Origin of the sequence: uncultured Acidaminococcus sp. (assembly GCA_900538365.1) — a bacterium.
GTDB lineage: Bacteria > Bacillota > Negativicutes > Acidaminococcales > Acidaminococcaceae > Acidaminococcus.
Genome location: UPXT01000058.1, coordinates 1 through 13,281, shown reverse-complemented (window position 1 = coordinate 13,281; position 13,281 = coordinate 1). Strand labels below are relative to the sequence as shown.

10 protein-coding genes and 2 tRNA genes are annotated in these 13,281 nt (G+C 49.1%); 11 read left to right on the top strand and 1 reads right to left on the bottom strand.

What is annotated here, in order from left to right; translation table 11 throughout:
* Nucleotides 1-167: 167 nt before the first annotated feature.
* The 11 genes from polA (at nt 168) to QZQ08_RS09090 (ending at nt 11,761) form a co-directional block, all read left to right on the top strand.
* A complete protein-coding gene (gene polA, locus QZQ08_RS09140; RefSeq protein ID WP_296331159.1) occupies nt 168-2,789 on the top strand; it encodes a DNA polymerase I in 2,622 nt (873 codons plus the stop codon).
* A 50-nt stretch (nt 2,790-2,839) separates the two neighbouring features.
* Nucleotides 2,840-3,664, top strand: coding sequence for a bifunctional DNA-formamidopyrimidine glycosylase/DNA-(apurinic or apyrimidinic site) lyase (gene mutM / locus QZQ08_RS09135; RefSeq protein ID WP_296331156.1), 825 nt, complete (start codon nt 2,840-2,842; stop codon nt 3,662-3,664).
* 9 nt (nt 3,665-3,673) lie between these two features.
* The gene (coaE, locus tag QZQ08_RS09130) at nt 3,674-4,279 is read left to right on the top strand and encodes a dephospho-CoA kinase (RefSeq protein WP_296331154.1); all 606 of its coding nucleotides are present in this window, start codon (nt 3,674-3,676) and stop codon (nt 4,277-4,279) included.
* A gap of 269 nt (nt 4,280-4,548) precedes the next feature.
* Nucleotides 4,549-5,145, top strand: coding sequence for a lytic transglycosylase domain-containing protein (locus tag QZQ08_RS09125; protein WP_296331151.1), 597 nt, complete (start codon nt 4,549-4,551; stop codon nt 5,143-5,145).
* 101 nt (nt 5,146-5,246) lie between these two features.
* Nucleotides 5,247-5,333 (top strand) — tRNA-Leu (locus QZQ08_RS09120).
* 16 nt (nt 5,334-5,349) lie between these two features.
* Nucleotides 5,350-5,435 (top strand) — tRNA-Leu (locus QZQ08_RS09115).
* 1,223 nt (nt 5,436-6,658) lie between these two features.
* Nucleotides 6,659-8,002 carry an MATE family efflux transporter gene (locus QZQ08_RS09110; protein ID WP_296331148.1) on the top strand — a complete coding sequence of 448 codons (1,344 nt, stop codon included), beginning with the start codon at nt 6,659-6,661 and terminating at the stop codon, nt 8,000-8,002.
* A gap of 203 nt (nt 8,003-8,205) precedes the next feature.
* Nucleotides 8,206-8,409: a hypothetical protein gene (locus QZQ08_RS09105; protein WP_296331145.1), complete on the top strand. Its 204-nt coding sequence runs from the start codon at nt 8,206-8,208 to the stop codon at nt 8,407-8,409.
* Between the two features lie 375 nt (nt 8,410-8,784).
* Nucleotides 8,785-9,999, top strand: a complete 1,215-nt coding sequence (locus tag QZQ08_RS09100; RefSeq protein ID WP_296331141.1) for an NADP-dependent isocitrate dehydrogenase — start codon at nt 8,785-8,787, stop codon at nt 9,997-9,999.
* Nucleotides 10,000-10,190: 191 nt separating this feature from the next.
* Complete coding sequence (locus tag QZQ08_RS09095; RefSeq protein WP_296331138.1) at nt 10,191-11,375, top strand: Zn-dependent hydrolase; 1,185 nt, start codon at nt 10,191-10,193, stop codon at nt 11,373-11,375.
* Between the two features lie 80 nt (nt 11,376-11,455).
* Complete coding sequence (locus QZQ08_RS09090) at nt 11,456-11,761, top strand: HIRAN domain-containing protein (protein ID WP_296331135.1); 306 nt, start codon at nt 11,456-11,458, stop codon at nt 11,759-11,761.
* Between the two features lie 44 nt (nt 11,762-11,805).
* On the opposite strand, the gene QZQ08_RS09085 is transcribed toward QZQ08_RS09090, so the two are convergent.
* The gene (locus QZQ08_RS09085; RefSeq protein ID WP_296331131.1) at nt 11,806-12,819 is read right to left on the bottom strand and encodes a YafY family protein; all 1,014 of its coding nucleotides are present in this window, start codon (nt 12,817-12,819) and stop codon (nt 11,806-11,808) included.
* Nucleotides 12,820-13,281: the final 462 nt, after the last annotated feature.

The following is a 13,281-nucleotide window of genomic DNA, read 5'->3' as shown; positions in this document are numbered from 1 at the left end:
ATTAAGCTGCAACACAATCTTATATGGGTCTCCCGAGAAAATGTTGACACATACGGGAGGGCAAACCCTTTTTTCACGCTTCGTCCAATATGGTATAATGACAGGGACCATTCACTGGTGGGGAAAGCGACTTTTTCCCATCTTTTCAATCCTGAAAGGAGATTTTCATGAACGAGACCTTCCTTATTATCGATGGCAGCAGCTTGATCCATCGCGCGTTCTTTGCCCTGCCTTCCTTTACCAATAAAAAAGGCGTCAATACGGGCGCTGTTTATGGATTGTGCAATATGCTCCTGAAACTTCTTGAAGAAGTGAAGCCAAGCTATATGGCCGTTGCCTTTGATAAATCGCGGCATAGCTTTCGGACGGAAAAATTTGCCGACTACAAGGGCCAGCGCAAGGCCACCCCGCCGGAACTCAAGGAACAGTTTCCCCTTGCCATTGAGCTGTTGACGAGTATGGGCATTCCAACCCTAGAAATGGATAATTACGAAGCGGACGACCTTATTGGAACCCTTTCGGCAACCGCTCCAAAAGAAACGAAGGTCATCATTGTAACGGGAGACCGGGATGAATTCCAGCTCATCAAGGAAAATGTTCATGTCTACTTTACCAAAAAAGGCATCACCCAAATTGGTGATTACGATGAAGCCGCTTTCCAGAAAGAATACGAAGGACTTAGCCCCCGTCAGATCATTGATCTTAAAGGTCTGATGGGTGATACGAGCGACAATATCCCCGGTGTGCCCGGTGTCGGTCCCAAGACGGCCCTAAAGCTCATCAAGGAGTACCAGTCCGTTGAAGCGGTCTTGGATCATGCTGCTGAGGTCAAGGGAAAAAGCCTCAAGGAAAAGCTCGTTACCTATCGGGACCAGGCCCTTATGTCCAAGGATCTTGCGACGATTTGCCTCACCGTTCCCATGGATACGGATCCAGCATCGTATCGCCTGACTGGCCTTACGGAAAAAAGCCGCGTCCTCATGGATGACCTCCAATTCAAGAATATGTGGAACCGATTTTCCCCGGTCCTGGGGCTTGCAGAAGGAGTGAGTGAAGCACGGGATGGAGGTGAAATGAGCATGTTTGGCGAGGTCATTGCCGAAGCTAGCTACGAAACCGTTCCGCTTGCCTCGTCGGAAGCGGCTATGGCCCTCCTGACGCGCGTGAAAGAAGGCGATGCACCCCTTTCCCTTATGTATGAAACAGAAGGCCTTTTGCCGAATCTTGCCCTCACAAGCCTCTCCGGAGCCTACGATCATAAGGTTTATGTTTGGGACAAGACGCTTTTGGATGATCCGGACGTGGTGGGCCTATTTTGCGATGAATCCGTCAAAAAGATTGTCCCAAACCCTAAAGAACTGTATAAATTCATGCAGGGAAAGGGCCTCAGCCTGCAAGGCGTTGTCGGAGACCCAGCTCTAGCCGCCTATCTTTATGAACCGGGTGAAACCCATTATGATGTAAGGAGCCTTGCTGAAACGTATCTTCCCGCCAGCTGCCGCGGTACGGCCCAGGATGTGGAAGCCCTTATGCCCGTACTTGAAGGACTCATGGCTGAACGCGGTCTTACGGAACTATACAGGGACATAGAGCTTCCCCTTACAAAGGTCCTTGCTGATATGGAAGTAAATGGCATCACCTTGGATAAGGACATGCTTGATGAAGTGACAAAGAGCATGACAAAACAGGTGGCTGACCTTGAGCAAAAGGCAAAGGAACAGGCCGGTGAGGACTTCAATGTCAATTCGCCCAAGCAGCTGGGTGTCATCCTTTTTGAAAAATTGGGCCTTCCCATCATCAAAAAGACAAAATCAGGCTATTCCACGGATGTGAGTGTCCTGGAACAGCTGCAGGGAGAACATCCCATCATCGAGACCATCATGGAGTACCGTACGCTGTCGAAGCTTTTATCCACATACTTAGTGGCGCTCCATCCCCTCATCAATCCCAATACAGGCCGCATCCATACCCATTTCAACCAAATGGCGACCGTGACCGGACGGCTTTCCAGTACGGATCCGAATCTGCAGAACATCCCTACCCGGACGGAAGTGGGCAGGCAAATGCGCCGGATGTTCGTACCCGGCAAAGGGTATGACCTCCTCATGAGCTGTGACTATTCCCAAGTGGAACTGCGCGTCATGGCCAGCATTGCTGGTGATGAACGCCTCATTGACGCCTTCCGTCATGGTCAGGATATCCATAGCCGGACGGCTTCGGAAATCTTTGGCGTGCCCATCGAAGAGGTAACGCCTTTCATGCGCAGCAAAGCAAAGACCGTGAACTTTGGCATCATCTACGGCATCAGCGATTTTGGCCTTGGCCGTCAGCTTGGTGTCCCCAGAAGTGAAGCGGCCCAGTATATTGACAGCTACTTTGCCCGCTATACGGGCGTTAAGGAATACATGGAAGGGGAAAAGAAGAAAGCCCGTGAAATGGGGTATGTAGAGACCCTTTTTGGCCGGCGCCGTTATTTGCCGGACATCCATGCAAAGAACTTCAACCGCCGCAGCTTTGCGGAACGAACGGCCATCAATACGCCTATCCAAGGGACAGCGGCGGATATCATCAAGATTGCCATGCTCCATGTGGCCAAAGAGCTCAAGGAAGCCGGCGTAAAAAGCCGCGTCCTTCTCCAGGTCCACGATGAACTGGTCCTTGAAGTAATGGAAGAAGAAAAAGATAAAGTCAGTGCCATCGTGAAAAATGCCATGGAGCGCGCTGTAACCCTGAAGGTGCCCCTTGTGGCTGATATTGCCTTCGGAAAGACCTGGGCTGACGCAAAATAAGGGGGAAGGTGTGGGGCAACCTGCGCCTTTTTTCTCAAGATAAAGGAGAAATGATGCCGGAACTTCCAGAAGTAGAACAGGTACGGATTTCCCTGGAACCGTACGTATTGGAAAAGAAAATTGAAGACGTGCGCATCTTGTTGCCCCGTATGATTGTCCATCCTTCGCCTGAAGCGTTCAGGAAGGGCCTTAGGGGCGCTGTCGTGACCGCTGTCCTCCGCCGGGGAAAATATTTGTCCCTCATGCTCAAAGGCGGCGAAAGGCTTATGGTGCATCTGCGGATGACCGGCGCCTTCCTCGCGGTAAAAAAAGGGGAGCCCCTGCCGCCATTTGCGCGCTGGGGCCTGATCCTTTCCGGAGCCCATGATTTGTGGATGACTGATATTCGGACTTTTGGTACAGCGGCCCTTTATCAAGAAGGGGAGCCCCTTGATAAGGGCTTTGAAGCGCTGGGACCGGAGCCGCTTGATGACGCAATGACCGGCACCTATCTTAAGGAAAGGGCGCGTCATCGGAACACCCAAGTAAAACCCTTTATCCTTGATCAGTCCATCATTGCGGGACTTGGCAATATTTATGCTGATGAATCCCTTTTTGCAGCTGGCATCCGGCCTACGAAGAGGGTCAGCCGGATGACCAAAAAGGAATGGGAGCGCCTTGCCATTGCCATCAAAGAGATCATCCAAAGTGCCTTGCGTCATCATGGTACGACTTTCCGCAATTACCAGGATGCTGACGGAAAAATGGGGGATAACTTCCAGTACCTCAAGGTATATCATCGCGGTGGAAAGCCCTGTCTATTATGCGGGAAGACACTCACCAAAACGAAAGTGGCGGGACGGGGCACGGTGTACTGTGCACACTGCCAGAAATAGGAGGCTTATATGATCATTGGACTGACCGGCGGTATCGCCTCTGGAAAAAGTACAGTGAGCGCTTATTTGGCCCAAAAGGGCATTCCCATTTTTGATGCTGACCGCTCGGGATGGCATGTGGAAGAAAAGGGATCGCCTTGTTTAGCAAGGCTTGCCAAGCGGTTTGGAAAAACGATCCTGATGGCAGATGGGCGTCTTGACCGGACCCGTCTGGCGGCACTGGCTTTTTCGTCAAAAGAGGCCACACAAGACCTTAATGCAATCGTCCATGCGGCAATCAAAGAAGAACGGGATGCGTTTTTACGCCTTCATAAAGAAGACGCCCTTGTGATCATTGACGCGCCCCTCCTTCTTGAAGGACAATGGGAGAACGTATGTGATGAAGTTTGGCTTGTTTTTATTCCTGAAGAGGAACAGGTCCGTCGTGCCATGAAACGCTCTGGAATCACGCGGGAAGAAGTCCTCATGCGCATCAAGCATCAGATGCCCCTTGCCGAAAAACGCAAAATGGCCGATGTCATCATTGATAACAGTCAAACGCTGGATGCCCTTTATCAGCAAGTTGACCAAGCACTTATCAAGGCGCTGCAAAAATCCAGCGCCGATAGGAAATGAAAATTTTTATGGACTTTCCTTTCTATCCTGCACTTAAAAAGGAATTTTAGGCATCTTTCCGTGTAAAAAAGTCCCTTTGCTTTGGTTTTCCATAAACAAGGAGAGTTGTCATACCCTCTTCCAATTTGTTACAATAAATAAGCAGGCTTTTTGTCGTGACCATCCTCTACGGGGGACCGCTTCAAAAAGCACGCTTGAAGTTACCCATGTTGCAGTTGTTAAGTGGGTGTCTGCTAAGGCAGCACCATGATCCATAGAGAGGGATTTCATTGAAGAAAAAAGAACAAAAGAATCAATCCTCAAGACGCTTCCATGGCCTTTTGATCCTTATCCTTGTGGCTGTGGTGGGGTTTCTTATATGGCGCACGGATTTTTTCCAGCGCCGTGCGGTCTATCAGTGGCCTTATGGAAAGGAGATCCACCAATATAGTGCGCAGTACCGCGTAGATCCCTTCCTTGCTGTTGCCGTCATCAAGAATGAAAGCGGTTTCAACCCAGATGCGGAATCCAAAACGGGGGCCTTGGGTCTCATGCAGATTATGCCAGAGACGGGAAGCTGGATTGCCAAGAGTACAGATTTTCCAAATTTCAAGGCCAAGATGCTGATGCTTCCTGAACTGAACATCAAGTTTGGGTGTTGGTACCTCAGTGAACTGGAATCAGAGTTCCAAGGCAATGAGATTCTCATGCTTGCTGCCTATAACGCAGGCCGCGGCACGGTCAAGGAATGGATGGCCGAAAATGGGTGGGGCTTTGGTTTCAGCGATATTTCTGCCATTCCTTTTTCCGATACGCGGGAATATGTGCGGAAAGTCCTTCATGACCGTCAGCGCTATGCCGAACTCTATCATACGGTGAGCAACTGATGATGGGAAAAAGGGCGAACAGCAGCTTTATAAAATTTCCTAAAAAACTGCTTGACTCCCTTTTTGATTTCTGCTAGAATAGCATTGTTGTTGATGACAACGCGGCCATGGCGGAACAGGCAGACGCGCTAGCTTCAGGAGCTAGTGGGGGCAACCCCGTGGAGGTTCAATTCCTCTTGGCCGCACCAATTTTATCTGGTGTACGCGGTTGTGGCGGAACGGCAGACGCGTCAGCTTGAGGGGCTGGTGAGAGCAATCTCGTGTGGGTTCAAGTCCCACCAACCGCACCAAATCAAAGAATAAACCGTATCAAGCAAATGCTTGGTACGGTTTTTTGTTGTGCGCCCGGCATGGGCGCACTCTTAAAGGGGAAAGTCCCTAGACTGCCTATTCGTGGGAAAGTCATAGTCAAACACCAAAGGCGACATCGAGAGGTGGAACTTGAAGGAAGGTACGGGCAAATCTCCGACCTGACGAATAGAAACCGCATAAGGTTAGTTTGGGATGGATAAGGTCGCAATACAGACTGAAGTCCCATAACGACGCGGAATCCCAAAGGGTAGATGGGGCAGATGAAGGGAGAGAAAGCGTGCGTTCTTACCCGGGGGGCCTCACAGACATGGCCAGAGCCATGCAATTGGCGGCCGTGGCCTAAACAGGATTTATCGTGAGGAGTCAGCAGAAGCCATAGTCCTGGACGGGCTATAGACCATCCAGGAAGGGCCGAATCTTAGGAGATGTCAGTTAATGAAGGGAGTCAAGCAGGAAATTAAAAGGTTCTTCACGCATTTTTGGGGGATGCCAAATCATACGTAGGTAAAGACAGATACCGAATTAAGGTAAAAAAGTAGCTGTCGTTCTTGCACCCATATGCATTCCGTTTGGCGTGATTTGCCAGACCGTCGATTTGCTTTTCCTTCAGCTTGGCGAACCGTATCCCAGTGGATGCCCGTTATCTTCTGCACGCCGGCAATCGTAAGGCCCTGGGCAAGCCGTGATTTGATCCACACAGCGGCCCGTTTGGTGATTCTCGTTCCAGGACACCTGTACGGATTGAGTTCCGTAACCGTCTCCTGACAGCAAGGGCACCGGAAGCGGTGCCCCTCGAAGAGGACCGTGCACCGGGCATGTGGCTATATAGGCACCGTTCTTAGGCGGGTTCGGTACGTGCCATAGATAGGCATCGGCTCTCCGCAGTGAGGGCAGAGAAAATCGGTATGATTCTTTTGGCTGGTGACCACCCATGCCGTGGAATCGTCCAAAGGATCTTCAGGGAGCCAAACAAGGTAATCGGGGTCTTGACAAAACAGGACAGTTTGAATAATGTATTGGTTAGAGGACATCTCAATTCTCCTTTACTTTGGTTTAGCCACCTTATATTTTGGAGAATTTGATGTCCTTTTTCAATATTTATTTGTCCATGACCCCACAAATTTCCGTGAAGAACCGAAAATTTGTAGTTCAACCACTTTTTTATATCAATGATGTTCATTTTAAGAGGATGGTGGTCTTTGTGAAAAACCATGATTTGACAAAGGGAAACATTCCCCTTCAGCTTCTTTCATATTTGCTGCCGCTTATTTTGTCCAATTATCTCACACTGACCTACAATGCTGTCGATAGTGCCATTGTTGGCCGCTATATTGGGGACCTGGCCCTTGCGGCGGTGGGAACGAGCAATCCCCTTATGACGTTTTCACTTCTTTTCATCAATGGCATCTGCCTTGGCGCAAGCATCCTTATTGGAAAGGCCTATGGGGCCAAAGATGGGGCAACTCTTCGCCGCCAGATGGTGAGCGGCTTTGCAGCAGGAACCCTGGTATCCCTTGGTCTTTCAGCCGTGTTGATTATTTTTGCGCGCCCCATCCTGCTCCTTCTTCAAGTTCCAGCGGCTATCCTAAAGGACTCGGCGCTCTATGTGAGGATTATCATGGTAGGGCTCTTTTTCCATTTCTGCTATGGCTATTTCTCAACGGTCTTGAGAGCCATGGGGGACAGTCAAACGACGCTCTTCATTCTCGCTGTAAGTGCAGGGCTCAATGTCCTTGGTGATTATCTCTTTGTCGTTCTTTTTGGCTGGGGCATCGTGGGCGCTGCCGTAAGCACGGTCCTTTGTGAACTGCTCTCGTCCTTGTTCTGTTTGCCTTTTCTAGTAAGTTTTATGGGTAAGCTTGCGATAAAGCAGCATCTTGCCGTTGAGTGGCCCCTTGTGAAAAAAATTTTTTCTTTCAGTATGGTGAGCGCCTTGCAGCAGTCTTCCCTGCAGATTGGCAAACTGGGCACCCAGGCGATTGTGAATACGCTTGGTACGACAGTCATTGCCGCCTACAGCGTCAGCAGCCGATTTGAAGATTATGCCATGGTGCCTTTATCGACGATAGCCTATGCCATGACCATCTTCATCGCCCAGAATATTGGAGCGGGTAAGTCCGCACGGGTGCATAGGAGTATCCTTGTAAGTCTCTTCTTTTCCTTTATCTATGTAATAGGCTTTACTGGGGTGATGTATGGCGCAAGTGGACGGATCCTGGCCCTTTTTACAGAAGAACCGGCCATCATCCGATTGGGAGAGGCTTATCTCCTCACCATGAGCTGGATCTATTTGCTGTGCGCCCTGACGAATGTGATGCAGGGATTTTTTAGGGGGCTGGGCGAACTATCCACAACCCTTTACAGCAGTGCCGTCAATATTGGTGTCCGCGTCGCAAGCTGTGCCGTCCTTGTATTTCATTTTTCTGTTGGTTTTCTTTCCGTGGCCTATGCCATGCTGATCGGTTGGATTGCCATGACTTGTTATGAGCTGCCTAAGATGATTTCCCTTCTTCGCAGGAAGGTTAAATTATCGAAAGATAAATAGTGCATGGATTCTCTTGATAATGAGTTGGCTCATAGACGATATATAACTCCATGGTGATGGAATATAAAAAACTACCATATGTTTTGTTATTAAAGAGTTACTTTAGTAACATATGACCAGAAGAAAGAATTGCGCAATTAAGTTTATTGATTTCCCCAAATTTATGGTCATGACTTACTCTTGAATGATAAGGAGCGCCAATTATGGAAGACAATAGAATGATTGAATGCATTGAAAGAGCGGACTATCTGATGGGCAATCTTATGGGTGTCAAGGCCGGAGAAGAAGTTTTAATTGTTATTGACCCCCAGACGGATATGAGAATGGCCAATGCTACTACTGGAGCAGTTTCTCGTCTGGGTGCTGAATATGGTCTCTATATGATGCCAATTAGGGGGAAAGGATAAGGCTGCTATTTTAGAAATCCCTCCTCCTCGATTGGGAATCGTTCAGCCTCTGCTGAAAAGACAGGTGCCGTCTCTTTTTTTGAAAGGCTTGTGGGCTGCCTTTCCTGTTTCTATAGTATTTTTCGATGGATTGAAAACCGTCTTTCCTTTTCTTTTGGCAAAATCTTCTTATCAGGGGATAAAATTCACCCTGCATTCATTTTAAGGAGCGTCTTTTTTCTTGTTTTACCAAAGCTGCCACGGCCTTTTCCTGTTTACTCAGCCCATCGGTTTTTCTGATAGGGCCTTTTTTCTGCCATGGGAGAACGTGCTAAACCATGCTACAATATGAATATGATGAAAGACCCAAAATCTTGAAAAAAGGAAGTGGCCCCTATGACCCAAAAAATTCAGATGAAAACGCCTCTTGTGGAAATGGACGGCGATGAAATGACCCGTGTCCTTTGGAAGATGATCAAAGATATCCTGATCCTTCCCTATGTCGCTCTCAAGAGCGAATACTATGACTTGGGGATGAAGCATCGTGACGACACGGATGATGAGGTCACCATTGAGTCGGCGCTTGCCACGAAAAAATACGGAGTCGCCGTCAAATGTGCCACCATTACTGCGAATGCGGCCCGTGTAAAGGAATACAATCTCAAGAAAATGTGGCCCAGTCCGAATGGAACAATCCGCGCCATCCTGGATGGAACCGTATTCCGCAAACCTATCATGGTCAAGGGGATTGCCCCGCTCGTCCGTAACTGGGAAAAGCCCATCACCATTGCCCGTCATGCTTTTGGCGACATTTATAAGAATACGGAACTGCGGGTTCCTGCTGGCGGCAAGGCCGAACTTGTCGTGACGGATGCGCAGGGGAACCAGACGCGCCGCACCATTAATGAATTTAACGGGGAAGGCATCACGCAGGGCATCTTCAACACGGACGAATCCATCCGCAGCTATGCCCACGCCTGCTTTGACTATGCTCTATCTGTCAAGGAAGACCTCTGGTTTGCTACGAAGGACACGGTCTCCAAAATCTATGACCATCGCTTCAAGGACATTTTCCAGGAAATCTATGACAAGGAATATAAAACGCGGTATGAAGCGTGCGGAATTGAATATTTCTATACCCTCATTGATGACGTTGTTGCCCGTATCATCCGTTCCCGCGGCGGTATGGTCTGGGCCTGTAAGAACTATGATGGCGACGTCATGAGCGACATGATGGCAACGGCCTTTGGTTCCCTTGCCATGATGACTTCCGTTCTTGTTTCCCCTGATGAAAAATATGAGTATGAAGCTGCTCACGGAACGGTGCAGCGTCATTACTATAAATATCTCAAGGGTGAGAAGACTTCCACGAATCCTGTGGCAACCATCTTTGCTTGGTCCGGCGCCTTTAGAAAGCGCGGTGAGCTCGATGGTCTTCCCGAGCTGCAGGCTTATGCCGATGCCCTTGAAAAAGCCACCATCGATACCATTGAAAGCGGCACCATGACAGGTGACCTTTACAGCATGTCGACCCTTCCGGAAAAAGAAAAAGTAAACAGCGAGGATTTCCTGAACGCCATTGCAGGCCGTCTCGAAAAACTTCTCGCTTGATGGAGATTCCTCATAGCAGCGGACGTTTCTTCCCTGCCGTGAGGGATTTTTTACAAAACCGAGGGGCATAATCAGATCACAAGCCCCTCCATATTCACAGCGTCATAGCGTCAGAGCGATTTTTTGCTCCGAGTATGTTCAATCTGGTCTTCATTTGCTATGATGAAATTGAATCCAAAAGGAGGGATACCATGGATACGATGGATTATTTATGTAAAATTGGCCAGTTCGGGAAAAATCCCGATGGCTCCTATACACGGCGTATTTTTAGCCCTGAATGGGAGGGAGCGGCAGACCTTGTCCGGAACGAGATGAGAGCCCTTTCCATGAAGACGGACCGCGATGCCGCTGGAAATGAGCACGGCGTTCTTCTGGGCTCCGTTCCCGGCCTTCCGGCGATTATCCTGGGGTCCCATCTTGACACTGTGCCTTCCGGCGGTCTCTACGACGGCGCCATGGGTGTCGCGGCGGCTCTTGCAGCGCTAAGCCGTGCCCAAAAAGAGGGCGTGGTTTTCCGTCATCCAATGGAGATTTATGCCTTTAACGGCGAGGAGTTCAATCCCTTGGGAGCCCTTTTTGGAAGCCGCGTCCTCACAGGCTGGTTTGATTCCGAAGCGCCCCATATGAAAGAGACGCTGCATTCCTTTGGCAGGACTGGGGAAGAGATGGCTGCGGCGCGGCGTGATTTTGCTGGCGTCAAATGCTATCTCGAGGCCCATATCGAGCAGGGGCCCGAGCTTGCTGCCCGAAGGCTTCCTGTGGGTATTGTTACGGGCATTGCCGGCGTCTTTCGTTATCGCGTCATCTGCCATGGCATGGCCAATCACAGTGGTACGACGCTGATGAAGCGGCGCCATGACGCCATGGTAGGCATGGCAAAACTGATTGTTTACGGGGACCTGAGGTGCCGTGAACTGGACGATCATCTCGTTTTTACGGCAGGGACCATCGACTGCTTGCCCAATTCAGCCAATGTTGTACCAAACCGTGTGGAAGCAACGTTTGAAATGCGTCACTTGGAGCGGACCCTGACAGATGCCCTCATTGCAGACATCAAGGCCTATGCTGAAACAATCCCCGATGTCACCTTTTCCTTTGAAACGCGGGAAGAAAAACCTGGTACTTACTGTGACAAGGGGATTCAGAAAGTTTTTCAAAAGGCCGCCGACCGGCTCCATCTGCCTTACCTTGTCATGCCCAGCGGTGCCAGTCACGATGCTCACGCCCTGGCCCGCCGCGTCCCGGTGGGGATGATCTTTGTCCCGAGCCGCGATGGCATCAGTCATAATGGAAAGGAATGGACAGATGCAAAGGATGTGCGCGCTGCTGGAAACCTTATTTATGAAGCCCTTCAACTCCTTGATAAGGAAGATTGAGCAATGTCCTTAAATTCCTCCTCCAAGTCCCCTATAAGGGACAGTATTTGTGTTATGATGATTTTAGAGGAGGGGAGAATATGAAAACCATCTATGTTACGATTACAGGAATGGACTTTTGCTGCGGATTGGACTTCTTTCGCCGGCACGATGTGCTTATCCTAAAAAAAGAACCGAAGAACGAATGGGACCGCGAGGCCATTGCTGCCTATCGGGAAGGCCTTGGCAAAGTGGGTTATGTCGCCAATAGTCCCAAGACCGTTCTTGGCGAAAGCTACAGTGCCGGCCGCCTTTATGACAAGATTGGCAAAAAAGCCACGGCCCGCGTCGAGGTGATTACGGAAAAAGGAGTCCTCTGCAAGGTCAAAGGCCCCTTCAAGGACTAAAAAAAGAGACTGCCTTCTTATGAGGACAGTCTCTCTTTCCGTGCTTATTCTTTTGGTTCCTGCTGCTTTGCCGTATAGGCATCAGCGATCCGTTCGCCTTCGCGGCGCATGGCAAGGACGACGGACTGAGGACTGGTAATCTTGACCCCAGGTCCCAGTGCGAAGATCCAGCCAAGGAACTGACGGCTGATTGCTGCGGTGATCGTAACGGCAACATGGTCATCATCGACAGGGGTGACGGGAATCTTCTTGCCAAAACGGTCGATGAAGACACCGATCAAATCATTTTCGAGTTCAATGGTGACATTTTCCACATCCCCATCATACATTCCAAAATGATACTGCGTGTACTCCGGCATATCGATGCGGCGATAGGCATCTCGGCCCAGCCGGCGGGTCCGCAGGATGCTGATATCCATCATCTTGTCTACGCGGTAGTGCTTGAGTTTTTTATCAAGGGCATCATAACCGAGAAGATAATAGTTTTCGTTGTCCCATACCAGACACCAAGGGCTCACGGTGTAGGAAGAGCCATCCCGACGTTTTTCCAGTTCCTTGTGGATGTTCCATTTACAGTAATGGAACTGGATCTGGTAATTTTCATTGATGGCCTTGAAAATCGTATCAATAGTCAGGTAAGTTCGTTTGTTGCTCGTCTTGATGCGGCCGAAAATGTAAACCTGACGCTGCAGTTCCTGCCCTTCATAGTGACTGACGAGTTTTTCGAGCTTGCGGATAAGAGTATCCGATTTGTGCTCGTTGATGAATTTAAATGCCTGCACGGAATCGACGAGGAGCTTGACTTCCGGTAATTCAAAATCACGGCTTCCCAAATGATAGTTCCACGTGCGGCCTTCCTGCATGGCAATGATGTCCATGCCGTAGCGCTTGAGTTCCTTGAAGTCCTGATACAGCGTCTTGCGGTCGGCATTAACCCCCAAACTATTGAGGCGTTCCGTGATATTTTGGAGCGTCAGGCTGTGCTGATCGTCAGTTTCTTCTTCAAAGATCTGCTTCAGGTAAAGCATTTTCAGCTTCTGATTGGTTCCTTTTGTCACACTGATCCCCTCCTTCAAATTTCTGTCAACTTTTTCTCCCATAATCATATCACAAAATAAAGGAAAAACATCAATTATTTTAAAAAATAAATAATAGTCTAAATACTTGACCTTGTCAAGCAGGAGTCATGCCCACTTATATAACAAAATATTGAAGAAAAGCAGGGGAATAAAGGAAAGCTTACAATCAAAGCGTGGAGTCTCAACTTCTGTACTCCTTTAAACGTGGACATTCTTTGGGACAGTATTCTTCTAGAGTGGACGGGTATGAAAAAAAAGAAACCCTATTCATGCCTATATGAGAGATAAGGGAGAGGAATGATAGACGCTTTTTCCTATCCATTCCTCTACTACAAGTGTCCAATTTAAAAGACGCAGCGAAAAAACGATTGCACTTATGAGAGGCAGCCTAAGCGTAAAATGTTTCTCGGTAGGGAAAAATAGTCCTTGCAAAATAAAGGG

Bases quoted from the DNA above. Each gene is read 5' to 3' on its own strand.
- polA (WP_296331159.1), top strand. From the start codon at position 168: ATGAACGAGACCTTCCTTATTATCGATGGCAGCAGCTTGATCCATCGC.
- mutM (WP_296331156.1), top strand. From the start codon at position 2,840: ATGATGCCGGAACTTCCAGAAGTAGAACAGGTACGGATTTCCCTGGAA.
- coaE (WP_296331154.1), top strand. From the start codon at position 3,674: ATGATCATTGGACTGACCGGCGGTATCGCCTCTGGAAAAAGTACAGTG.
- QZQ08_RS09105 (WP_296331145.1), top strand. From the start codon at position 8,206: ATGGAAGACAATAGAATGATTGAATGCATTGAAAGAGCGGACTATCTG.
- QZQ08_RS09100 (WP_296331141.1), top strand. From the start codon at position 8,785: ATGACCCAAAAAATTCAGATGAAAACGCCTCTTGTGGAAATGGACGGC.
- QZQ08_RS09095 (WP_296331138.1), top strand. From the start codon at position 10,191: ATGGATACGATGGATTATTTATGTAAAATTGGCCAGTTCGGGAAAAAT.
- QZQ08_RS09090 (WP_296331135.1), top strand. From the start codon at position 11,456: ATGAAAACCATCTATGTTACGATTACAGGAATGGACTTTTGCTGCGGA.